We start from the raw sequence: 25,395 nt of genomic DNA, 5'->3' as shown, positions 1-25,395 counted from the left end.
TTGTTAGCGATCGCTGGTTTTTGATCCTACCTCACCAAATCGCGTTGCTCCCGTTTGTAATTGTGTCCATCTTTATGCTGTCCACCGCCAGCGAAGGAAAAAGTTGTAACCGCTAGATCGCCATCAATGGAAATCTCCAAGTTGTCCTCAATTGCAATCTCCCAGAAGGTAAACTGCTGCATGACTCGTACCCAAGTGTTTAAATATTCTTGCAAACTGTGGAGAACAACGACTGAGCTATCAAAATTATCAAATACTAAAATGTCGTTGTCGCCTGTGGCAAAAATTTGCTCAAAGCCGTCTCCAAATTGCTGGTCTTTAGGACTCCACAGCTTTACCCACTGTTGAGTAAGCTGCTGAACTTGTTGGCGATCCTCTAGATTCTCTATTTGTTCAGTAATTAGCGTGGTCATTGTGGTATACCTATTTAAACTAAATAATTTGGCTTATTCGATTGTTTGTAGTAAGGCACCACCATTCACTGGAATGGTAATTCCAGTCAGATAAGTGCTTTGTAAAATATGCAAGTAAGTCGGCGCAACATCTTCTGCTTTGGCAATAAAACCAATCGGCAACTGTTTTGCCAGCCTTGCAAACAATTCCTTACGTGCGTCTGTTGCCATTTCTGACCACATGGGTGTATCGGTGTAGTAAGGTGCAACGACATTGACACGCACAGGTGCTAGTTCTTTGGCTAGGGATTCAGCTAGCAAGCTCACACCAGCATTAGCAGCAACCGTTGATATCGCTTGATGCGGTCTTGGTCCAGAGCCAGATGTAAACGTCAGCGAGCCAGTCGGCTTAATTTTGAGACCGCCATAACGTCCTACGTAAAATTGTCCCCAAAACTTGCTTTGCATAGCATTTTGCGCTGTTGCAATGTCACTATTAAGAACACCACCCCCCATACTGTCACCAGCAAAGCAAAGCACATGATCTATCTGGTCGAAATTCGCAAAAAATTCTTTGACTGAGTTTTCGTCCAGCGTATTAACTATGCCAAAGTGAATATCACCTTCAATATCCTTTGCAGCTTTTTCTAAACGTTCAGTAGATCGGCTGGCAATCGTGACCTTGGCACCCTGATGAGCAACTAGTTTTGCAACCGCTAGTCCAATTCCCGAACTCCCACCAATAATTACAACATTTTGATTGACTAAAGATTCAGTCATAATTGAAGTCCTCCACGCAGATTCACTCTCAAATTGTTACTGAGATTAATTTCTTTTAGGGTTTAAACAGCCATTTATGGAATGCCTTTGTCAGATAAGGCATGAGGAAATATGTCATCAAATAAACTTAAAGATTTGTCCATTGAGGCGATCGCTCGTGAGTCGGGTGTAGGCAAAACAACTATTTACCGTTGGTGGCCTAATAAAGTAGCAGTTGTCATGGATGCGTTTGCACAAAACGTGCTGTCCGTCACGCCTTTTAGGGAAGGCTTATCGGCAACAGAAGCAATAAAAGTACAAATGGCTTCTCTGGTACAAGCGTTCTCTGGGGAATATGGCCGAATCGTGTCACAAATTATTGCTGAGGGACAGTCCGATCCAGATGCTCTAGCTAATTACCGCGAGCGTTTTATTTATCCACGCCGTGCAGCGGTTAAGGCTATCATTGAGCAGGGCATAAAAAGCGGTGAGTTTAACCCCAATCTCGATCCAGAAGTAGCGATCGATATTCTTTACGGGCCGATTTATTTTCGGCTTTTAATAGGACACTTACCCCTTGATTGGGAATTCGCAAATCAACTACCTATGTGGGCGCTCAAAGCCCTTAAACCAGATGAATTTTAGGTATCAGTAATAGAGAGCCTTGTAAAGATTCAACCATCGTAACTTGAAGAAAGTAGTAGCTAATAATTTTCAAGATAGCTAGCGTTTCATAGCAATGCAACAACTTATCCCATCCACTGCACCCAATCGTGGACATCTGCAATCATCTGGCCAAACTTCTGCGGTTCTACCTTTTCAAACTCCAATATCACGCCCCACCGCTCATCGCTCGTTAGTGTACTGAGTAACTCTTTAACTGCATCAACCCCATTCTCTACACGTTCTATTGCTAACTGAGCGTAATATTTAACCCGCTCCCACCAAGAATCACTGAGTTGTTCATCTATGTCCATACCCCCCCAATTATTATCTCCACTTTCATTAAAGGTGGGTGTGGACGGCGATGAAGAAGGCAAGGGGGCAGGCAGGGCAAACGCATCTAAAGTATAAGAATCCTTTAATAGCAAGGCTTTTGGCGCTTCATTGCTTAAGCTATTTTTTATCAAGATCCTTGTCCTGCAGGAGTTTCAGGAATGCCGTGCGTTCGCCCTGGAGATGATGCATAGGTGTCCTTTGAAAGAGTGAAAGCAAGATTAGGAACCAATGGTTCCCAAATTCTGCCAATAAAGCGAACAGCAAGTTAAACCCTTGGGACTCTAGAACCACTTGGGAGAACTGAAGTGCCCGTACTTAACGGCTGTGGAAAAAAAGCTACAGCATTATATAAAGCTTGTATGAACTTAATTGTTGCTTGGCCATAAATATCCTCAGCTTACATATAAAATTATATTATGTATTTTTCAATCAATCATGTATCACAAAATTATTTCTGCTAGAAGAAAAAATTGCGTTTTTGTCAAGAATGAAACAAAATTTCACAAGATATCGAATTTTAAATAAGCGAACAAAATACATCTCTGCGAAGGATAAATTTTCGTTTATAAATATTTATACATATATTTAAACCTATTATATGTTAGAAAAAATCACATATTGAATATTGGGTAAAGTAGTTGACTTGACTTGGTAATAGTGATAAAAAATCAGTAATTAAAATAAAACACTCAAAAAATTAATTTAAATAAGCTGGTTTCATGGTTATCTCCTGATTTTGTAGTACTGGGGGTAATGCTATGTAAGAATTCCGAAGTCAGAATTCAGAAGTTAGAATGCAATTATTAAGAGATTTATGCTGACTCCGGGTTACTGATTCCTTTGTGTTATCAAAAACTTAAAAATCTTCGGCAATCTCCAACAAAAATGGTAACTGTGATGAATATATAATTGTATTGACTTTTGATCCGATTTCAGGATTTGAGTTTTCTTGGGTAATGATCACATAACTAAAAGCTAAGTCCGAGGCGATAAAACAAGCTTTTCCTTTGTTAACAAGTGCATTTTATCTGTGACTGTTGTAAACATACATAATTAAGGAATCATTACTATGAATCCAAAATCAGATATAAAGTTTGATCAAATTGCTTTTGAAAAGATGAAAAGAATTATGCCTACTTTTTTGGGATCTAAAAGAGAGGAGTTAAGCAATGAATACTATGTAAGAAGCTTACCAGAGGAAGTTGCTTTCAAATTAACCAATCGCTGTAATCTCCGCTGTCAGCATTGTTATCAATGGAATGAAGATGGCCACCATCATGATCTTGATAAAACTGAACAAAATCGAGATTTAGATTTTTCTATTATCGAGAAAGTGTTTGCAGCGACACAAGAGCTAAAATCAAATATTTTTTTATGGGGTGGTGAACCTCTGGTGTATGGCGACTGGGATAAATTAGTTGCTTTGCTAGAAAGAGATCCACGATGGACATCTATTTGTACAAACGGTATTTTGATTGAGAAGAAATTGACATCTATCCTCAAAATATCTAAACATCTAGAATTATTTATAGCTGTTGAAGGATTTAAGGATGAGCATGATGCAATTAGAGGAAAAGGTACTTACGAAAGAACAATGCAAGGAATAGACCTATTGTTAGAAAAGAAAAAAGCCAAAGAATATAAAGGAGAAATTTCACTCAACTGTGTAATCACCGAGAACATGGTTAACAATTTGTACAAATATATGGAATTTTGGGAAGCTAAAGGTGTTGATACAGTTTATTTAAGTTTCCTTTGGTATTTATCCAATGAAACTTCCGCTAAGATGGATAAGTATTATGTAAATAATTTTAACTGGCTATGCAGTGAGAATAATACCAGACCTAGCTGGTATGCATATAAATATGGGTTGAATCCTGAAAAAGTTGAACAATTAATTGCAGAGCTTAATCGAGTAAATGAAAGAACCTGGAAAATCAAACTTCGCTATAACCCTGCATTAGATATCGATGATATAAAAGAATTTATTTTAGGTAGTGACAAACCTGCTCAAAATAAAACAAAATGTTTAGCCATTAAAACTCGTATGGATGTTTTCCCCAATAGCGAGGTAATATCTTGTAAATTTTTCCCAGAATTTTCAGTTGGGGATCTGAAAAATGATACTGTCTCTGATGTCTGGCATGGCGAGAAATTTACAAAGGTTAGAGAAACCATAGAGCAGTGTGGTTTAATGCCTATATGTTCAAAGTGCAGCCTTTTATATTCTCGTGGGATCTGAGAGAAGTTGTAAGTCAAGCAAAAAAATCTTTGAGCTAGTAGTTTGATAACTAATAGCTCATGCATTTTTAGCCTAAATAGGCTTTTGCTTATTTGTTGACATTTCAAATTTTTACAAAATTTCAAATTATGACAGTCTGAGCCATATTATGCTGGTAAATAGCTTTTTGGAGAAAACTGCAGAGAGAAGCCCTAATCAGGATGCACTAATTTTTCAAGACAAAAAATTAACATATATTAAGGTTGAAAATTTTGCCAACTCTCTTGGTAATGCTTTGCTCGAACTAGGATTACATAAACAAGAGCGGGTGGCGATATATTTAGAAAATTCAATCGAGTCAGTAATTTCTATTTTTGGCATACTCAAGGCAGGAGGAATATTTTTAATAATTAATCCCCAGACTAAACTGAAAAAATTACAGTATATTTTAGAAGATTGTCAAGTTAAATTTTTAATTACTGATACTCAACTACTTTTAAATTACAAAGGTATTTCTTCATCTCTAAAATCTCTACTTATTACCGATGCAAATCAAGAAATTGTATCTAAAGTTGAACAAGTAACTATTTATTCATTTTGGAACCTAATCAGTCAATGTTCTATTGAAAGACCGAATATTACTTGTATTGATATTGATTTATGTAGCTTGATTTATACTTCTGGTTCTACCGGAAACCCGAAAGGAGTTATGCTAACTCATCTAAATATGGTGACGGCGGCTAATTCTATTATTGAATATTTAGAAAATACTGCTGAAGATATAATTCTTAATTGCTTGCCTTTATCTTTTGATTACGGACTTTATAATATATTAATGCCCTTCAAATTTGGAGGAACAGTAGTTTTAGAAAAAACATTTATTTATCCATTTCAAATTATTAAATTAATAAATACACAAAAAATAACTGGATTACCCCTTGTCCCCACAGTTATTGCTATACTTTTGCAGTTTAAAAACTTAGATAAATATAATTTTTCTCCAATCAGATATATCACTAGTACCGGACAATCATTGCCTTTAAAACATATATTAGAACTAAGTAAATTATGTCCTCAAGCTAAAATTTATTCTATGTATGGGCTAACGGAATGTAAGAGAGTATCTTATCTTCCGCCAGAACAATTATTAAATAGACCAACTTCAGTAGGTAAAGCTATTCCTAATACTGAGGTATATATTGTTAATCAACATGGTGATAAAATTAGCCAATCAGGACAAATAGGAGAACTAATAGTTAGAGGTTCCCATGTAATGCAAGGATACTGGAACCTTCCCGAAGAAACAGCCAAATTTTTACAACTAGGCATATATCCAGGTGAAAAAAGTTTACGAACAGGAGACTTATTCAGAATGGATGAAGAAGGATATCTTTATTTCGTGGCACGGAAAGATGATGTAATTAAAATTGGAGGTGAGCGAGTTAGTACCAAGGAAATCGAGAATATTTTGTACGAGATAGAAGAGGTTAATGAAGTAGCAGTATTTGCATTAGAGCATGAAATTTTAGGATATATCATTAAAATATGTTTAGTTTTAAAAGATGGTGCTAGTTTAACTGAAAATGATATTCGTGAGTACTGTGCTTTACATTTGGAAAAACACATGATCCCTAAATATATTGAGATTTTGGAAATTTTACCAAAAACTCAAACCGGGAAAATAAGCTATAAAGAATTACGACTACTGCATCAATAAAGTATTTAATAATTGAATATAAAATATAGGCAAAAATGAATTCTAATCGATTAGACTTAACGACACTAAAAACGTTAGAAAAAGGCTGGAGAAAACTAAAAAGATTACATCCAGTATCTATTGACCTAGACAGAGTTAAATTAATTCGGGAAAAAAATTTAGAATATCTATCTAGTGCCGATAATATAAAATCACTAATACTAGAACTAGGATTAAATGATGATGGTTTACAAGAATTTCCTGAAAGTTTACATTCTTATTGTGGACATGGGCTACGTATATGGCAGTATCCTATTCAATTTAGTAAATATCTAGCTGATTTAGCTAAAATAAAAATTACCTCTTATCTAGAAGTAGGAATTCGTCATGGGGGAACATTTGTAACAACTGTAGAATATTTAGAAAAGTTTCACCCATTAGAATTTGCAGTTGGGATAGACATATTACCATGTTCATCTATGGCTGAATATAAAAAGATTAATCCTAAAGTTGATTTCTTTAAATTAAATACTCAGAGCAAACAATTTCAAGAATTTTTGGATGAATATCAAAAATTTGATTTAGTACTAATTGATGCGAATCATGAGGAGGTTGAATGTAGAAATGAATTTATGTCTGTCAAGGATAAAGCGAATATTGTAGTTTTTCATGATATTTTAAATATTGATTTCCCTGATGTAGAAATAGTATGGAATGAAGTTAAGTTGTTACCCGAATATACTTGCTATGAATATATAGATCAGTATGAAGGGCTTGGCCCTTACATGGGAATTGGGATGGCAATTAAGAAAGATAGATGAACCAATTCGCAATTCGCAATTCGCAATTCGCAATTAAATCAAGCCACCCACAAGGGGTGGGGTTTCTACCTACCTTGAGAAACAATGATTCTTTCGCCCACAAGGGGCGAGGTTTTAAACCTAACTTTTTTTCATAAAATATATCAAAGTAAAGAACAACAATTATGCTGCAAGAAATCAAAAATATTTTGGAGCAAGTAAAAGGGGTTCCTGGGTTATCCCAAAGTTTAGCAGATTCGGCTAATATCATTGAGGATGTGGGGCTAGATTCTCTAGAGATGATGCAATTTATGCTAGAGCTAGAAAGTCAGCTTGCTATAGAGATTAACTTTGAAAACTTAGATTTCTCTGATTTCCAATCAATTGAAAAGTTTGGCAAATTTTTAACAGGAATGAAGAACAATTAGCTAATTGCCATAAATTTAATTCCGATACACACAAGATTTTCAGCAGAGATAATAATATGCCTAATTCCGAACAAACTACTATTACAATTCTTGGATCTGGTGTGGCATTGGGAGTTTATATTCCAGCCTTGCTGGTTAATTATCAGCTAAAAAAACATCACCTAAAAACAGAAGTTGTCGTTTTAGAAAGTTTTTATACTGCTGAAAGCCGAGAAAAATTAAAAAAACACAAGCAAGTTTATCATCAAAACTTTTCTATGGCTCTCATGGCGCATAGAATGATTAGAGATATCCAATTTAGCCTAGAGCCAGAACTTATTAATAGTCTTTTAACAACTTGGCAGACAGAAAATCGACTTGATTTTATTGTGTGGTCTGGCTTTTGGATGCCTATCTTGGAGGAATATAGAAATCGAGTAGTACCCCAAAAATTAAATGTTGATATTTGTCGAATTGATGCTGATATTTCTGCATCTTTCAAAGTTTATACAAATAGCCAATTTAATGATAATGAAATTTGGCTGTGGAACTGGGAGCAAAAAAGATTAATTTACGAAATTCCTGTAACTAATAAACCTTCTATTCCATATCAAGAAAGAAACAATCGTTTTGTTATACATGGTGGTGGATGGGGTATTGGTACATACGATAGTAAAATACCTGACTTGGAAAATAGAGGATTTGAATTAGATATAGTAGTTTATGATGTTTCAGAAACTACTTTGAGAAAACCGAAGAATCGATACTTTATGGTATCACCTAATTGGTTTCCTTGGCATAAAAATAATAGCGATGATTATGAATTTCCGCCTTTTAGAGAGGTAAAGGATGAAACCTCTTTTCAAAACCGTGAAGAATATCATGAATTGTATGATGTTATCAGTCAAAGCCAAGCTATAATTAGCAAACCAGGTGGTGGAACTCTCATTGATTCATTGGCTTCAGCTACTCCTATTATTCTTTTAGAACCTTATGGTTATGCTGAAAAAAATAATGCTGATATCTGGGAATATTTAGGATATGGAATCAGCTATAATCAATGGAAAGCAATGGATTATGATATTTCAATTTTAGAAAAGTTGCACAAAAATATTTTAAATCGAGATAAAAAAACAATTAATTATACAGATAATTATGCTAAATCTTTTGTTAAGAATAACAAAATTTCCATTAAATTTGCTCTTTAAAAAATAGCAAATTTAGGTTTTATTTAATTTATGAATTTAGCTCAATTCTAAGCTCGACTTTATCCATTTTTTTTGCAATGTGAACGCTATCACTGAAACCTATGTGGGACGGTAGTTTTACTTTTTCAACTTCATCGATAATCTGTGACTTGGAAAAAGTATTTGCTAAAAAGCCAGGGTTTTTGCCGGATAAAGAAAACCGAGTTCTTAATTTTGGATAAAGTCGAGCTAAGAGGATGTTTGTAAAGTACCAATATTTTATACAAATAAAATGCATGAGAAAGAAGGTAAAAAAGAGCTTTGGAATGCAGTTCGGTCTGTTTTGAGTTTATCTCGAAACGGGCTGTTGATGGTGCCGATTGATCGAGGGGAAGATTTACCACTTTCTTTTGCTCAGCAGAGGTTGTGGTTTCTCGCTCAACTTGAACCTTGCACAGTTGCATATAATATGTCAACAGCTTTTCAGTTGACTGGTTTACTCAATGTAACTGTACTAGAGCAAAGCATAGTTGCAATTGTCAACCGTCATGAAGTCTTGCGAACTACTTTTCTGGTAGTAGATGGGCAGCCTAGACAGGTGATTGCTGAGAAAGTCGCTTGGAAATTACCTATTATCAACTTTGAAGAAATTCCTTTGCAGCAACGGGAAGCAGAAGCGCAGAGATACGTTGCACAGCAGACTCAGCAGCCGTTTGACTTAGCTAAAGGGCCTTTGTGGGACTTCCAACTCCTTCGTCTAGCTAAAGATTCCCATGTATTGCACTTGAACATCCACCATATTATTTTTGACCAATGGTCTCTAGGGTTGTTCCTACAGGAATTAGCAACACTTTACAAAGCATTCTTATATGGCGAACCTTCACCACTTCCTCCACTTCCCATCCAGTATGTTGACTTTGCCCACTGGCAGCGTCAATGGTTGAGTGGGGAAGTGTTAGCAAATCAACTCAATTACTGGAAGCAACAGTTGGCGGGGATTCCGCCATTATTGGAACTCTCTAGCAATCGCTCGCGTCCTGCACGACAAAGTTTTCAAAGTAGTAAGCAACAATTTGATTTTAATCCTCACCTCACTAATCAGATCAAAACCTTAAGTCAACAATCAGGGGTGACTCTGTTTATGACTTTGCTGGCGGCTTTTGCTACTTTACTGTCGCGTTACAGTGGGCAAGAAGATATTGTTGTCGGCTCTCCCATCGCCAACCGCAACCGCAGCGAAATTAAGTCTCTAATTGGTTTTTTTACCAATACTTTGGCCTTACGCATTGACCTATCAGGAAATCCGAGTTTTCGAGAATTATTGCATCGGGTGCAACAGGTTGCTTTAGGAGCCTATACTCATCAAAGCTTCCCCTTTGATAAATTGGTAGAGGAATTACACCCAGAACGTTCTTTAAGCCACACACCTATATTTCAAGTGTGGTTTAATATGCTAAATTTTACGGAAAGTAGATTTGAATTATCAAAGCTAAAAGTAGAGTATATCCCTGCTTTAATAACTAGTTATAAATTTGATTTTACACTTTATATTGAAGAGAATTACAATAAAATTTTTCTGCAATTAGTATATAGAACTGCGCTATTTAAATCAGAATTCATGCTAGAAATGTTGGCTCAGTATAAGCATTTACTGGAGCAAATTAGCGAAAATTCAGAAGAAAAAATTACCAACTATTCTTTAGTAACTACTAAAGCAAAATTAGTTTTACCTTCGCCAACTCAGACACGAAATTCTGAATGGTCAATTGCTGTCCATACACGCTTTACTCAGCAGGCTAGAAAAGTTCCGCAAAATTTAGCAGTTGTAGATACACAAAAGATTTGGAGTTATGCAGAACTTGAAGAACATACAAATCAAATTGCTAACTATTTACTAGAAAATGGCATAGATAAAGATGATGTTGTGGCTATTTATGGTCAGCGTAGTGGGTGGCTGGTGGTAGCTGTACTTGGCATTCTCAAAGCAGGTGCAGCTTTTGTGATTTTAGATCCTGCTTATCCAGAAAACCGCTTGATTGATTGTTTAAGTGTTGTATCGCCTCGTGGTTGGTTGGAAATCACAGATGTCGGAGAAATACCAAATGCTTTGAAAGAGTTTGTAACTACTTCATCATTTCATTGTTACCTTCAACTTCCTCAGTCCTTAATCCTAACGACTTACTCAACTAAAAATCCAGAAATAGAAATTGATCCAGACAATTTGGCTTATGTTGCCTTTACCTCTGGTTCCACAGGCAAGCCGCAAGCAATTCTCGGCACTCACAGACCTCTGTCCCATTTTTTCCAATGGCATTGTCAGACTTTTGGGTTGAATCAATCAGATCGGTTTACTTTACTTTCGGGACTTTCCCATGACCCTTTACTACGGGATATCTTCACACCGCTATGGTTGGGAGCGACCTTATGTATCCCTGAGCAACAAAATATTGAAACAGGCGGTGAGTTAGCTGTTTGGATGCAGCAACAAAAAGTTAGCATTGCTCATTTGACACCAGCAATGGGACAAATTATAACTGAAACAACATCAACTATCACTCAACTTCCTCAGCTTCGTTATGTTTTTTTTAGTGGTGATTGCTTAACTAGATATGATGTCACCAGAATCAAATCCATCGCGCCAACAGCCACCTGTGTTAATTTTTATGGGGCGACTGAGACTCCTCAGGTAATGGGTTATTTCATCATCCCTAATCAAGAAGACAAGGTTGAGGATGCTCACTCAGCAAGTATCACAAATCACCTGCCATTAGGTAAAGGAATTGAAGATGTTCAATTGCTAATTCTCAATGCTACACAGCAGTTAGCCGGGATAGGAGAGCTAGGAGAAATATATGTTCGTACTCCTTACTTGTCTAAAGGATACTTGAATAATCATCAATTGACTAAAGAGCGATTTATTACTAATCCATTCACTAACATAAACAGTGATCAGCTTTACAAAACTGGTGATTTAGCTCGTTATTTGAGCGATGGTAACATTGAATTCTGCGGTCGTCTTGACAACCAAGTTAAGATACGCGGTTTTCGGATAGAACTTGGAGAAGTTGAAACTGCGATCGCGCACCACCCCAGTGTACAGCAAACAATCGTCACAGCTAGAGTTGATGAGTCAAGTGACAAACGCCTAGTTGCCTATATTGTTCTTAAACCACAACATAAACCTACCATAGACGAATTCCATCGCTTTCTCAAGCAGAAATTGCCTGAGTACATGGTGCCTAGTGCGTTTGTTTTCCTAGACACTTTTCCCCTAACACCTAATGGGAAAATAGACCGTAACGCCTTACCAACACCGGACTCTTCAAGACCCAAACTAGAAGAAACTCTTGTTGCACCTCGCACCGAAGTTGAACAGCAAATAGCCGACATTTGGGTGAGTCTCTTAAAATTAGAAAAAATCGGCATCCACGACAACTTCTTTACTTTGGGAGGACACTCCCTACTTGCCACCCAGGTGATTGCTCGTTTACGAGCCTTCTTCGGAATAGACTTGCCCGTACGTACTTTATTTGAAGCACCGACTGTAGCACTTTTGGCAGACCGCATTGAAACAGTTCAGTGGGTAACACAACAGTCGCAGGTTGACATAATGGGTAACTATGAAGAGGGCGAATTATGAAAACTATTGATGAGTTTTTATCTGAGCTACGCAGTCAAAATATCAGAGTATGGTCACAAGGCGATCGCCTGCGTTACAAAGCTCCTGAAAAAACACTCACACCTACCTTACTGCAAGAATTGCGAGAGCGTAAAGCAGAGATATTGGCCTTTCTCAACCAAGCAAATACTGCTGTCAATCCCAATTACTCTTCGATATCACCAGCAATACAGGACGGCAATTTACCCCTTTCCTTTCCTCAACAACGCCTCTGGTTTCTCAATCAATTGGAACCTGACAGTACTGCCTATAATATGCAAGGTGCATATCGGCTAACTGGTGTCATTAACTTTCCAGCTCTAAAACAGAGTATAAATGAAATTGGACAACGACACTCCATCCTCAGAACCATCTTCCCATCTGTGGATGGACAACCCAACCAAGTTGTATTAAAAGATTTAACTTTTACATTATCATTAATCGACCTAGAAAACCTACCAGAAGCCGACACAGAAGCACAAGCGCAACGCTTTGCTAGTCAAGAAGCCCAACAACCCTTTGACTTAACGCATGGGCCATTGTTTCGCGCCAAACTCTTGCGTCTGACAGTGACTGAACATGTGTTGTTGTTAACAATGCACCATATTGTATACGATCGCTGGTCTTACAGTATATTCTTTCAGGAATTGGCAGCACTATACTCAGCTTTCTGTACTGGTCAACCTTCACCATTAACAAAACTTCCCATCCAGTATGTTGACTTTGCCCACTGGCAGCGTCAATACCTACAGGGCGAAGTCTTGGAATCTCAACTAGATTACTGGAAACAACAATTAAGTGGTAATCTTCCCGTTCTCCAATTATCTACTGATTATCCCTCTGCACCAGTTCCAACTTACCAAGGTGCATACCAATCTCTGCATCTGCCGCAAAACTTAGTCTTGGCACTCAAGTGTCTTTCACAAAAATCAGGAGCTACATTGTTCATGACTCTGTTAGCGGCATTAAAGATTTTGCTTTCCCGCTATTCTTCTCAAGAAGATATTATTGTAGGAACTCCGATTGCTGGACGCACTCAGGTAGAAACAGAAGATCTGATTGGATTATTTTTGAACTCACTGGCAATACGGACTAACTTGTCTGGCAGCCTGACTTTTGAGCAACTACTCAGCAGAGTGCGGGAAAAAACTTTGGGAGCTTATGCACACCAAGACTTACCTTTTGAGAAACTGGTAGAGGAAATACAACCAGAACGGTCTTTGAGTAGACATCCGTTTTTTGATGTGATGCTCAATGTTTTAAATACCCGACAGACAACATTAGAACTTCCTGGACTTAGTGTTATTCCCTTCTCCAGTTTGAGAGAACCAGAGTCAAAATTCATGATGACTCTGTATGTGCAAGAACAGGAAAATGAACTGGACTTACACCTCATATATCGAAAAACTCTATTTTCTTCAGAACGCATCACCTGCTTTTTGGAGCAATTTAAATATCTGCTAGAGCAAATTATTACTGCACCAAATAGCTCGATTCAGTCTTATTCTTTGGTAACACCAAAAACTCAAACCTTACTTCCTGATCCTAGAATTGCCCTGCCACAACCACAGCACCAACCAGTTACGACCCAAATTATCTCTAGGGCAAACCGCACACCACACCAACCAGCCATTAATCAAGGTTCACGCACTTGGTCTTATCAAGAACTAGTTGAAGCTGCCAACCTAACAGTACAGATTTTACAAAATCACCAAGTTGAAAGAGGTCAGGTCGTAGCTGTGTCTGGTTCTCGGAGCTTTGGATTCATCGCCAGTATGTTGGGTGTGCTACTGAGTGGCTCGGTGTTACTGACTCTTGATGAGAATCTGCCTCAGCAGCGACAGCATCTCATGCTTAGCACAGCCAAAGTCAAACATATATTATACGTTGGTGTGAATCTGCCTCAAACTCAAAGCATAGATGAATCTTTAGAAATTGTTGCAATTGACCCAGATACTGGAAAACCAAAAGTAGGCGATTTTCAACTTGCCAATTTTCCATCCCCTGTGATCATATCCCCTGAGGATGCCGCTTATATTTTCTTTACATCAGGCACCACAGGCATTCCTAAAGGTGTATTAGGATATCACAAAGGACTATCTCACTTTCTATCTTGGCAGCGGCAAACATTTACTGTGGAACAGCAAGATCGCGTTGCCCAGTTGACAGGACTTTCGTTTGATGTGGTCCTCAGAGATATCTTCCTACCTTTAACTAGTGGTGCCACTCTTTGCTTGCCTTCACAGTCCGATAACCTGACACCAGGGAGTATTCTTCTCTGGTTAGAACGCCAGCAGATTTCTTTATTGCATACTGTGCCAACACTTGCACAATCATGGTTAATTAATGTACCGCCAGGAGTCTGTTTACGAAGTTTACGTTGGGTATTCTTTGCTGGTGAACCACTAACAGACAGCTTGGTCCGTCACTGGCGTTCTACTTTCCCTGACTCTGGGGAAATTGCCAATTTTTATGGCCCCACAGAGACTACTTTAGCTAAGTGCTACTACTATGTGCCTGCCGATATATTACCGAGCGTTCAGCCAATCGGCTTCCCTTTGCCTGAAACTCAAGCATTAATTTTAGGAGAGAATCATCGGCTATGTGGAATTGGGGAACTAGGCGAAATTGTGCTGCGAACTCCTTTCCGAACGAATGGGTATATTAACGCCCAAGAAGAAAATTTTTCTCGATTTAGGAAAAATCCCTTTCGGGATGACGAACAAGATTTAATTTACTACACAGGGGATCGCGGATGCTATCGTCTTGACGGCTCCGTGGAAATTCTTGGTCGTCAAGACGATCAAATTAAAATCAGAGGGGTACGTATCGAACCTGGAGAAATTGAAACGTTACTCAACCAACACCCTAATATCCAGACAAGTGTGATTAACGATAAACAAGATTTATCAGGCGACAAGCGTCTAGTCGCCTATATTGTCTTAAAGCAACAACAACAAGCACTTACGAGCGGCGAACTGCGTAGTTTTTTAAAACAGAAACTACCAGAATATATGGTTCCTAATGCATTTGTTTTCCTCAACACTTTACCTCTAACTCCCAACGGCAAAATCGACCGCCAAGCTTTACCCACACCCGATCAAATCCAGCAAGAGTCAGCAACTACTTTTGTAGCTCCAAGAGATGAGTTAGAAATTCGTCTAACAAAGATTTGGGAAAATATTTTAAGTGTAAAACCTATCAGTATCAAAGATAACTTCTTTGATTTGGGAGGGCATTCATTACTAGCTGTGCGCCTGTTTGCCCAGATAGAAAAGGCATTCGGTAAAAACCTACCTCTGGCTACGCTATTTCAAGAATCAACAATAGAGAAACTAGCTAATATTCTACGCCTAGAAGATGAGAACTTAACTAGTCAAAAAAGCCGACCAGGATGGTTGCCTTGGTCGTCCTTAATAGCAATTCAGCCGAACGGTTCCAAGCCACCGCTGTTCTGTATTCATGGTCTTGGCGGAGATGTTCTCTCCTACCGGGAATTAGCACATTATCTTGGTGTAGAGCACCCAGTTTATGGGTTACAAGCCAGAGGATTAGATGGAAAACAGCCTCCCCATAGCCGAATTGAAGATATGGCATCTGACTATCTTAAAGAAATCCAAACCCTCCAGCCCAACGGACCTTATTTTCTAGCAGGTTATTCATTTGGAGGTACAGTTGCTTTTGAGATGGCCCAGCAATTACACTGTCAAGGTCAAAAAGTAGCTCTGTTGATTCTGTTTGACAGTTCTGGTCCAAGTTGTACTAAACGCTTACCATTTCTCAAACGAGTTCCGCTTCATTTGAATCAGTTATTAAAACTTGGGCCTAGCTACATTTGGCAAAAGGCTAGTCAATGGAGTTATTTGCTCCTCGAAAAATTCCAAAAAATTGTCTGCAAATTTTACTTAGATATTGGTCGTCCTTTACCTCGTGTCCTAAGACACACATATATTATGGAGAACAATAGAAAAGCTAGCGACAAATATACAATGCAACTTTATCCAGGGCCAGTACTCCTCTTGCGGACGACTAATTCGCAGCGAATAGAAGCTCTGGGCTTTGATTTTGATCCGCAGTTGGGTTGGGGTCAATTGGTAGCAGGAAAATTAGAGATCCGCTACGTTCCTGGTTCTCACCATTTCCTCCTCAATGAACCTCACGTACAAGTTCTGGCTGAAAAATTAAAAGATTGTTTAAATCAGGCTCAGACTAATAACTAAGGTGTTGATCACCCATGAATCTTATCCGTTCTCTGCTACGTAATTCTCCTCGTATTGTTGTTCTGGCAATAGTTATTAGTTTGCTCAGTGGCCTGAGCAATGCTAGCTTGATCACTCTTATTCACAAAGCTTTAAATTTCTCTGGAGTTGTAACATCGTTGTTAGGTTGGAGCTTTGCTGGACTGGCGCTGTTCTCGTTACTGACTGCTGTTACTTCTCAGTTACTGTTATCGCATCTTTATCGTCAAGCAGTTTTCGATTTGCAGATGCACCTGAGTCGGCAAATTATCAATGCTCCGTTACGTCAACTAGAAGAAATTGGCAACGCTCCACTTTTAGCCATTCTCATCGATGATGTGACTGCAATCGGCAACTCTTTGCTGCCAATTCTCCCTCTTTGCTCCGATACCGTAATTGTGGCTGTCTGTTTGGCTTACCTGTGCTGGCTTTCCTGGAGCATGTTTCTGGCTACGCTTGGTGTGATTATCCTTGGGGGAATTTCTTATAAAATCTTAATCAAGAAAGGAGAAAAAAGCCTCCTACTGGCTAGAGATGAGATTAGTGTTTTATTTGACCATTTTCGCGCTCTGACTGATGGAATTAAAGAACTCAAACTTCACAGCCACCGTCGCACAGCTTTCTTTAACAAAATCCTTCGACCGACCGCCGCTTCTATACAAAGACGCTTTTTTGTCTGGAGCGCTTTCTATTCGCTGACAAATACATGGGGGCGTTTCCTGTTGCTTTTTGTTACTGGTTTGTTGCTGTTTGTCTTACCTACGCTCGTTAAGATCAACACTCAAACCTTGACTGGTTACATCCTCACTCTTCTCTATATCAGATCGATGCTTTTCTCTATTATGGGTAGTCTACCTGCCATATCCCGTGCTAATATTGCTTTTCAAAAAATAGAAGCGCTAGGTTTACAGTTAGCTAGTACTAGCGATGAAAATTTAATTACCCAGCCTAACTCCCAACTTTCGTTCAAGCATCTTAATCTAGTTAATATTACCCATTGTTATTACCGTGAACGGGAAGATAATAATTTCACTCTTGGTCCTATCAATCTTAGTTTCTCTCCTGGAGAACTAATTTTCTTAATTGGGGATAACGGCAGCGGCAAAACTACTTTTGCTAAACTCCTGACTGGTCTTTATATTCCTGAAACTGGAGAGATGTATTTAGATGGCCAGCCAATTAACGACCAAAACAGAGACTGGTATCGGCAACATTTTTCTGTTGTATTCTCTGACTTTTACCTCTTCGATAGTCTTTTAGGATTAGAAACTTCTGAACTTGATAAGCAGGCACAGGACTATTTAGTTCAACTTCATCTAGATCATAAAGTCAAAGTTAAGGATGGGGTACTCTCTACTACTGCCTTGTCTAGCGGACAGCGTAAGCGCTTGGCTTTACTCACCGCGTATTTGGAAGACCGCCCTTTCTATGTCTTTGATGAATGGACATCAAATCAAGATCCTCTGTTTAAAGATATATTTTATACACAAATTTTACCAATGCTTCAAGCCAAAGGCAAAGCCGTGCTAGCTATCAGTCATGATGATAAATATTTCCATTTAGCATCTCGCATTCTGAAGTTGGATTACGGACATCTTAGTTAGCTTAAGCATTAATGCTTAAAACCTCATGAGAAACAGGAAATTCAGAGAAATCATATTGCTTAAATGCTCTTTTAAATATTGCAACTTGCTTTTTACGAATGAGAAACAGGAAATTCAGAGAAATCATATTGCTTGTGCTATGTTCATTTGGCTAAGATTGAAACATCTAGCTTATCAAACAGGTCAAACTGTTTATCAAATCAAACACAACTTACTCTTTAACTATTTAATTCAACAATTAAAACGTCCAGACGTTCATATATGTTTGGTCTAATCAAATGGCCGCATGGCGATCGCCTGTCTGTCAACAGACCTTGAAGGGCAAATCCCCCATAATACCCGTATGCAAGTCATGTTCAGAGGTATTTGCTCTGCCTGCTCGCCCTCACTTTATGCCCGTTGCGTAATTCCTGAGGCATTCTACCATTTTTCTTTTCCTAAGTTAATATTTCTGTCAAGTCTTATGAATACTATAGTTATCACAAGTTACGGTACATTGGGAGACAACTTGCCTTATATTGAACTTGGAAAAGCCTTGAAAAAGAGAGGACATCAAGTACGTATGGCAGTAAATGAAGCCATGCATCCTTATGTTCTCAAAGCTGGACTGCAAGTATTTGCTGTCGGTCGTCCAAAGATGGGGCCTCAAGAAGTGCAACGTTATGCACATGAATGGAACCACTGGACACGACTGAGGACGCAGTCGCCAGATATAGGAGAAATTAAAATTAAGAGTCAGGGATTTACGTATGATCCAATAGATAGTATGTCTTCTGTGTTAGAAGCAGCTAATGATGCAGATATGTTAATTTCTTGTCCTTTCCAATACAAAGTTGCAGAAATGATAACAAACAAGATAAATATTTGCTTGGTTCGCTCTTGTGTTACTCCGTCTTATCTTTGCTTTCCTAGGTCAGAAAATGAACGTCAAAAAGCTTCCCCCTATGGGTTGCAAAATGCTAAAAATTTAAACCGTTTTATTTTTGCTGCTAGTCCCTATTTTTGCAAGTTACTTCCAGAATATTCTCAAGTACATCAAACAGGTTTCTGGTTTTATGAAGATCCAGATTGGAGCAGCTGGCAACCTAGTCAAGAGCTAAGGGAATTTGTTGAAGGGGAACCCGCACCTTTAGTGCTTTCATATAGCAGTGTGCCTGTGGAAAATCCTCAAGAATTTGTAGAAGTTCACGTCCGCGCTGCGGCTAAATTAAACCGCCGAATTCTTATTCAGCAAGGCTGGGCAAATTTCAATGAAAGCTATTTACCATCAGACATCGATAAAAATCATGTCATGTTTATAGATGGTTTGATATCGCAAGATTGGTTGTTTTCCCATGCAGCTGCCCTGATTACTCATGGCGGAGTTGGAACAATTGCACGCTCTTTGTGTAATGGCTGTCCAATGGTAGTGGAACCCTTAGGCAACGATCAATTTTATAATGCGTTACAGCTGCTGAAATTAAGAGTGGGAGCTCCAATGGACTCACAGAAACTAACAGTGGATGGAATAGCTAATATTTTACACAAGAAAGTATTGACACCTGATTATAAAAGACGATCTGTTGCAGTTGGTGAAAAAATCAAAGCTGAACAAGGCTTAATTACAGCTTGCGACTTAATCGAGAGCTGGTTGTAAATGAATTATCGGGTAAAGACAAGATACGTGCAATAATTTATCATGATGTAAAGTCTTGTAAGAAATTTACTCAGAAGCCTAAATTTCAGTAGGGTAGAGTTGATGGGCACAATATAATAAGACTGCACATAACTTCAAGTCTCTTTTGGGAAGTTATGTCACCATCACCAATCCCATACACCCACTGTATGGTCAGTGACTTGTAATACTACAAATTCGTAAAGTTGGGCAGGAGACTAAAGTAACTGTGGAAAGTCTATTGGGAGGATTTTTATCTCTACCTGCAACGGAAACTGACCTATGGACACAACAAGCTTTCACAACCCAAAGAGTTGAGAAGTTTTTACCTGAGAAACTACTGCGATTGAGTGAATGGGTAGCAAAGCGATCGCTATCTTTTCAGGAAGAATTTTCTTGTGTTTCTGAAAATAAAGGAGTCGAACACAGGAAAAACAATAATGAGACAAAAGCATCTACTACCAACCGCTCAACCCGAAAACTCACAAAAGCTAAGCTCGACTTTATCCATTTTTTGACAACGCTCAAGCTGACGCCCAAACCTTTGCGGTCCGGTAGTTTTACTTTTTCGATTTCACCGAGAATCAGTGACATAGAAAAAGTTTTTGCCAAAAAGCTAGGGTTTTTGCCATATCAAGAGAACCAAGTTCTTAATTTTGGATAAAGTCGAGCTAAGAGGATGTTTGAAAAGTTATGAGGGGTCAAATATTATGCCAATCGTCTCACCATAATCCGGATCTTGTCTTGGTAGACAAATGTCTCTGCCGTTTGGTGGTAGTAGCTCGTAATCTTTGTTTAATCGGCGACACCAAGTCAGCCATCCTTTGGTTCGCTCCACTACCCAGCGCTTGGGCAGCAAGACAAACTTCTTGCACTCTTTAGATCGCAGAACTACCTGGACAATCCAACGGCAGAAATCCATCACCCACTGCATAAAGGGGTTGCCATCTTTCACCAGCATCGACCCAGACAATAGACCTCTTGCAAAATTATTTTGTGTTATGATTGAGGGTTTTGTCCGTTGAATCGATCTAATTATGCGATACGAACTCACAAAAAAGTTATCGAATCGGCAGTTCAAACGTTTGGTTGGAGTGCAACGACATACGTTTGAGGAGATGGTCAAGGTCCAAAACTCCTTAGAAACTGAAGAAGCTAATTTAGTTCTCAATACTCAGGCTGTTACTACTTCGCAAAACAAAGCAGGACGGTTTATTCTCGCAACTAATTTAACCGATATAGAACTTTGGACTCCTACAGATATTCTCCAAGAGTATAAGAAGCAGTCTGTTTCTGAACGTGGCTTTAAATTTCTTAAAGACCCAATTTTTCGCTTCTAGCGTATTTGTTAAGTCTTCAAAGCGGGTTGCCGCTTTAGCTATGATTATGGCTTTATGTTTGCTTGTTTACACTATTGGGCAGCGACAACTCCGTTCCCATCTCTTGGAAGAAAATAAAACTATTCCCAATCAACGTGGTTTTCCTACTCAAGCTCCCACTCTCCGTTGGATTTTTCAATGTTTTCAAGCTGTGCATCTAGTTGTCGTTTCTGAGGTCAAGCTTATTTCTAACCTCACTCATGAACGAAAGTTTATACTACAATTTCTTAGTTGTGCTTGCCAGAAATATTATCTACTTTGTTGAGCAACCTGCGGAATGTAGGCTATATAATGTTTTTCTTTATACTATAGTACACGTATATTTGCTCTACTCCTCTTGGGCAATCTCAATATATTTTATTCGTCCCTCCAGAGAAATTTGGTATCTGTAGCCCAAGAGTAGGGTTAACATGAAATTTGACTCTCGGCTCAAAACAAACTATGCCCAAGACTTGGAACATTAAAATAGATAACTATTTTCAAGCCAACCCTAATTGCATCATCGCCACCGCCCATGTAGACAGCTTTCCGATAGACCTGCCGCTAGAACCGAACATCCGGGAACCGAACCGCAAAAGCGCGACTTACAGACAAATCTTCGACTCACTGACCACCGAACCTGCAAAATTCTTCTCTCGTCACAGTGGAATCGTTCTGTCAGCTAATATTGCTAAACCTAGCAAGAACAAAACTGAACTGGAGTTAGAAGTTTTAGAAGCCTCAGAGGGGGGAAGCGACGGCATTATCAACGGAGGGCATACAGTTTTAGCTTTCGATTTCGCTAAAAATTACAAATATGACCTAACTGTTGCCAGAGTAAAAGTTACGATTCACATCGGACTGACTGAAGAATCAGCACTAGACATAGCCCTGGCTTCAAATACCACAACGCCAGTAGATTCTCGCTCCAAAGTCAACGCCAGGGGTGATTACAAATTCATCAAGCAGTATTTAGCCCAGTTAGAACAGCAAGAAGATAGAAAATTCCGCATTGCCTATTACCAAAACCAAAGCGGCGCTCCCAGAAATGCCCAGTGCAATGTCACCCATTTGCTGAAGCTGCTTTATTGCCTCGATAGAAATAAATACAATCCCGACAGCAATAGACGAACCTTGCACCCAGCAGGGATGAGTCTTCCAAGTAACATTACAGACGCAGAAAGGGAAAAATTAACCGCCTTACTGCCTCTCTTGACTCATGCTCTGTGGATAGAGGAAAGACTGTACCAAATCATTCAAGAACATATCAGCAACCCCAGAAGAAAGGGTGCTAACGATTTAGCATCAATAGATATACGTAAAACTACATTGTTGCCTGACAGTAAATACTCCTTTGGGTTTGGTGCGCCAACTGACTTGGCACTACCGATAATTGCGTCCTATCGGGTATTTATAGATAAGGACTATAAATGGATTCTGCCATTTGACGAATTCGCTGAAGATTTCCTCCAACACTTATGGACTAATTATTTCCGCAAATACTTGGTATCAGAGAAAACAGCAGGAAATACAGTAGGTACAAAAATCAGCCGCAATCAAGAAATTTGGGAAAGTTTGTATATCTCTGCACAAAGTTATCTGAATTCTTCCTTGGTAAAAATGGTTAACTCCAGTAAGCAAGAAGAAGAGCCGAAGGTGACACAAGGTACAAAAGGGCGTGTGCAAGCAGGCAAGAAATAATAGTACAAGTTTTCTATGCGTGAGATTCGTTTTGGATGGGCGATGGCTTTTAAGTGATAGCCTAATTTTTCAAATCGAAAAAGTGCGATGCCGACGGCAGACGTTACCAATGGGTATATACATTACATATACCCCAAGAGAAATAGATTTCGACCAAGACATATTTACTCCAATGAATCCAAGAGTTCAGCTAAACAATTAAAACCCATCTTCTCCTACTTCGATTTATTCCCCTTTTTGAACCAACAATTTCCCAGACACTCCAGCCGTAAAACCCAACCCAATCGCCGCTACAGTCACACCGGGCTTAATAAACAACGTCGCAATTCCGATAACTGCACCCCAAAGACAGCCATAACAGCAAACGATAATCAACTGATTTCTGGGTTTAGCTCTTTCGTCTTGAATAGATTGGTGAACGATAGCATAATCTTCGAGTTCACCAACGATTTCTGATAAAGAAGCGCCGTACTCTTTTTCCAATCTACAAATAGCCATCCTGTCTGCTTTAACTGGACTTATGGCTAATTTTTGTAATGCTGTGGTTAATTTATTGCTCATTTTTAAACTTCTCATGCTTCCACATTTTAGAAAATGTTTAGAAAAAATTAAATCTTACTGGAGAAATAAAAAAACTCTATTTTTCAACAGTATTTGAAGATGTAAGAATACCGGAACTCGACAGGAACTTGACCGGAACTCAACGGGCAGTGTAACGAATATTAACCAGTAATATTCGTTACATTGAAACCATCTTTTTCATTTCCGCACAATCGGTTACTGTCAATCAATTGTGACAAAGCATTCCTCAAGTAAAGAACACTTTTTTTGTCTTCGCCCCATTTGCGGCTGTTTCTGATAGCAGCAAAAGAAGTTGGAGGGCTAGCAGTAGCCGCAACAATTGCCACAATTTGGTCTAAATCAGCCTTAGAAATACTACTCTCTTCTACTTCCAGAAATTCCACTTCTTGATAAGGCTTTGAAAAAATGGACTCCAGATGATTAACGGCGTCTGATGGTGCAATTTTCTCCCCTCTGGGTATGACTGCCCTTTCATGCTGTTGAACTAATTCCGGGAAGAATTGAAGTAATGTTCTGGCTGGATCTGGTTGCCCATTGCCTGGGTGCAAATGGGTCTTTAGCCATTCGGGAATCATGCCTAGATTGCCACCACTAACAGGTTCTCCAAAGTTATTAGGGTTGGCTTTGAAATATTCTCCACTAGCAACATTCATTTTACGTAGACCACCAGCGCTAACCGCAACAGCTACACAGCCAATAAAGTTAACCGATTGCTTAAAGGTGTCTGCCAGCCCAGCCGTAGCTTTACCGACCACGCTTGTCAGGTTGGAGCCATGCAGCACGATAATTAATGTACCACCAGACTTAGCGAAGCGAGAAAGTAAATATTGAATCGCCCAGGTGCGGTTGCTCTCCTCCAACAATGACAGCAACCGCATCGCCTCATCAATTACTAGCAGTAAGTTTTTATGGGAGTAAGGTTCGCTTCCATCTAAACCCTTGAGAAATTTCAATAAATCACGAGCGACGAGTTCATCAGCCCCATCCGCATCAATATCCGGGTACTTAAGGGCAGAGGTCAAGTTGCAAGCAAAGGGGTAAACGTCCACTCCGGCTGTAAAGTATTGGGTGTTCAATCCGGGGTCAAGTGCAGTTGATAATGTTGCTAAGATTGCTGCTAAGGTTCCCTTGCCACCTCGTTGAGTACCAGCGATCGCAATGACTTGAGAACTCATCATGTCTTCTACTTGAAAACCACTTTTCGTTAAAGCAGCGATCAGTGCGTTTGCCCTATTAGTCAGAGGGAGATTAATTATAGTGTCTGGTACAAGCCCATCAGCTGATGACTGTAACTCTGCCGATCTAGAAAGAGAAGCAGCTTGGTTCGTCTGCCCAATATCTACCTGTGGTGATTGAAATTGCTTGATATCTACAGTCGGTGGTAACTGGACGTTTGCCTGTGCGATGGCATTTACCTCCGACCGATTCAGTCGGCTGTCAATTGTCACATCCTGTAAATGGAGAGCCATACTTTCATAAGTGGGTAGCTGACGACCCTTAAGCTTGCCAAACCAGCCAAACAGAAAGCGATAAGCATAAAAACGTTTTCCTGGCTCAACTTGCGTTAAATACTGGCCAATATTTTCAAACTCAGCATGAAGAAAGGCGTATTCTTCTGCCTCGTGTCGTTCTAGGAATTTAACGGTATTGGCAAGATGATCCGCTTGATAATGGTTGAGTCGATGGCTGGTATTATCCAGCGCACCTCTCAGTTAAATCTGTACGTGCGTATTTCTACGCATACAGCTTCCGATATTCTTTAAGGTTAGCTTCCTCTTCCTTCAGTCCCAATCCATTAGTAAGGGTTCACGCTCTCAGGACTTCTAAAAGATTATTCTTCCTTTTTGCTCATGTGTATGTAATCGTGACAACTTTCGTGTAGAACCGTTAGATTCTTATCTTTCCAGTTGTCATGATTTCCATCGATGTGATGTAAATGTACTCTCTCTTCAGATAGCATTTTTAACCCACATTTAGCACACGTATGGTTTTGCTTCTGTAATAGCTTTGAGGTTCTGCCATCATATAGTTTGCTGTTGCGTTTGCTCCAGTAAACTAAGTCACCGTCAAAGGGTGATTTATTCCCGGGAGCAACGCGATTTGGTGAGGTAGGATCAAAAACCAGCGATCGCTAAAAAT

At 39.1% G+C, this 25,395-nt stretch carries 18 protein-coding genes and 2 pseudogenes; 13 read left to right on the top strand and 7 right to left on the bottom strand.

The window, feature by feature from the left end; translation table 11 throughout:
- Window positions 1–26: 26 nt before the first annotated feature.
- Window positions 27–413, bottom strand: coding sequence for a hypothetical protein (locus ACFE90_RS17465; protein WP_375502657.1), 387 nt, complete (start codon window positions 411–413; stop codon window positions 27–29).
- A 33-nt stretch (window positions 414–446) separates the two neighbouring features.
- Window positions 447–1,172: an SDR family oxidoreductase gene (locus ACFE90_RS17460; protein ID WP_375502655.1), complete on the bottom strand. Its 726-nt coding sequence runs from the start codon at window positions 1,170–1,172 to the stop codon at window positions 447–449.
- Window positions 1,173–1,283: 111 nt separating this feature from the next.
- Here ACFE90_RS17460 and ACFE90_RS17455 point away from each other — a divergent pair, with 111 nt between their 5' ends.
- The gene (locus ACFE90_RS17455; RefSeq protein ID WP_375502653.1) at window positions 1,284–1,796 is read left to right on the top strand and encodes a TetR/AcrR family transcriptional regulator C-terminal ligand-binding domain-containing protein; all 513 of its coding nucleotides are present in this window, start codon (window positions 1,284–1,286) and stop codon (window positions 1,794–1,796) included.
- Window positions 1,797–1,900: 104 nt separating this feature from the next.
- Here ACFE90_RS17455 and ACFE90_RS17450 read toward each other — a convergent pair whose 3' ends face one another.
- On the bottom strand, window positions 1,901–2,281 hold the full coding sequence (locus ACFE90_RS17450; protein ID WP_375502651.1) for a hypothetical protein: 381 nt from the start codon (window positions 2,279–2,281) through the stop codon (window positions 1,901–1,903).
- Between the two features lie 938 nt (window positions 2,282–3,219).
- Between ACFE90_RS17450 and ACFE90_RS17445 the strand changes: the two genes are divergently transcribed.
- The 10 genes from ACFE90_RS17445 (at window position 3,220) to ACFE90_RS17400 (ending at window position 20,279) form a co-directional block, all read left to right on the top strand.
- Entirely contained in the window at window positions 3,220–4,392 is a 1,173-nt protein-coding gene (locus ACFE90_RS17445) for a radical SAM protein (RefSeq protein ID WP_375502649.1), read from the top strand.
- A gap of 148 nt (window positions 4,393–4,540) precedes the next feature.
- Window positions 4,541–6,088 (top strand): class I adenylate-forming enzyme family protein, encoded by a 1,548-nt coding sequence (locus ACFE90_RS17440; protein ID WP_375502647.1) that lies wholly within the window; start codon window positions 4,541–4,543, stop codon window positions 6,086–6,088.
- Between the two features lie 35 nt (window positions 6,089–6,123).
- The gene (locus tag ACFE90_RS17435; protein ID WP_375502645.1) at window positions 6,124–6,888 is read left to right on the top strand and encodes a hypothetical protein; all 765 of its coding nucleotides are present in this window, start codon (window positions 6,124–6,126) and stop codon (window positions 6,886–6,888) included.
- Between the two features lie 164 nt (window positions 6,889–7,052).
- A complete protein-coding gene (locus tag ACFE90_RS17430) occupies window positions 7,053–7,295 on the top strand; it encodes a phosphopantetheine-binding protein (protein ID WP_375502643.1) in 243 nt (80 codons plus the stop codon).
- 56 nt (window positions 7,296–7,351) lie between these two features.
- Window positions 7,352–8,482, top strand: a complete 1,131-nt coding sequence (locus tag ACFE90_RS17425) for a hypothetical protein (RefSeq protein WP_375502641.1) — start codon at window positions 7,352–7,354, stop codon at window positions 8,480–8,482.
- Window positions 8,483–8,753: 271 nt separating this feature from the next.
- Entirely contained in the window at window positions 8,754–12,101 is a 3,348-nt protein-coding gene (locus ACFE90_RS17420; protein WP_375502639.1) for an amino acid adenylation domain-containing protein, read from the top strand.
- Window positions 12,098–16,339: an amino acid adenylation domain-containing protein gene (locus ACFE90_RS17415; RefSeq protein ID WP_375502637.1), complete on the top strand. Its 4,242-nt coding sequence runs from the start codon at window positions 12,098–12,100 to the stop codon at window positions 16,337–16,339. Before ACFE90_RS17420 ends, ACFE90_RS17415 begins: the two co-directional genes overlap by 4 nt.
- Before the next feature lie 14 nt (window positions 16,340–16,353).
- Window positions 16,354–17,961, top strand: coding sequence for a cyclic peptide export ABC transporter (locus ACFE90_RS17410; RefSeq protein ID WP_375502635.1), 1,608 nt, complete (start codon window positions 16,354–16,356; stop codon window positions 17,959–17,961).
- A 463-nt stretch (window positions 17,962–18,424) separates the two neighbouring features.
- Entirely contained in the window at window positions 18,425–19,597 is a 1,173-nt protein-coding gene (locus tag ACFE90_RS17405) for a glycosyltransferase (protein ID WP_375502633.1), read from the top strand.
- 247 nt (window positions 19,598–19,844) lie between these two features.
- Window positions 19,845–20,279, top strand: coding sequence for a hypothetical protein (locus tag ACFE90_RS17400; RefSeq protein WP_375502631.1), 435 nt, complete (start codon window positions 19,845–19,847; stop codon window positions 20,277–20,279).
- Window positions 20,280–20,306: 27 nt separating this feature from the next.
- Here ACFE90_RS17400 and ACFE90_RS17395 read toward each other — a convergent pair whose 3' ends face one another.
- A complete protein-coding gene (locus tag ACFE90_RS17395; protein WP_375502629.1) occupies window positions 20,307–20,588 on the bottom strand; it encodes a hypothetical protein in 282 nt (93 codons plus the stop codon).
- A gap of 64 nt (window positions 20,589–20,652) precedes the next feature.
- Here ACFE90_RS17395 and ACFE90_RS17390 point away from each other — a divergent pair.
- Window positions 20,653–20,745: pseudogene (locus ACFE90_RS17390) on the top strand (IS5/IS1182 family transposase); the annotation flags it as partial.
- A gap of 690 nt (window positions 20,746–21,435) precedes the next feature.
- Window positions 21,436–22,674 (top strand): AIPR family protein, encoded by a 1,239-nt coding sequence (locus ACFE90_RS17385; RefSeq protein WP_375502627.1) that lies wholly within the window; start codon window positions 21,436–21,438, stop codon window positions 22,672–22,674.
- Window positions 22,675–22,899: 225 nt separating this feature from the next.
- Here ACFE90_RS17385 and ACFE90_RS17380 read toward each other — a convergent pair whose 3' ends face one another.
- From ACFE90_RS17380 to ACFE90_RS17370, 3 genes and pseudogenes are all read right to left on the bottom strand, one after another.
- Window positions 22,900–23,235: a hypothetical protein gene (locus ACFE90_RS17380; protein ID WP_375502625.1), complete on the bottom strand. Its 336-nt coding sequence runs from the start codon at window positions 23,233–23,235 to the stop codon at window positions 22,900–22,902.
- Between the two features lie 161 nt (window positions 23,236–23,396).
- A complete protein-coding gene (locus ACFE90_RS17375) occupies window positions 23,397–24,725 on the bottom strand; it encodes a hypothetical protein (protein WP_375502623.1) in 1,329 nt (442 codons plus the stop codon).
- A gap of 362 nt (window positions 24,726–25,087) precedes the next feature.
- Window positions 25,088–25,342 (bottom strand): annotated as a pseudogene (locus ACFE90_RS17370) (HNH endonuclease); the annotation flags it as partial.
- Window positions 25,343–25,395: the final 53 nt, after the last annotated feature.

The sequence above is a fragment of the uncultured Nostoc sp. genome (assembly GCF_964245445.1).
Taxonomy (GTDB): Bacteria; Cyanobacteriota; Cyanobacteriia; order Cyanobacteriales; family Nostocaceae; genus Nostoc.
Note: the sequence above shows the minus strand (reverse complement) of the source record. Positions and strands in the feature narration are given on the sequence as shown.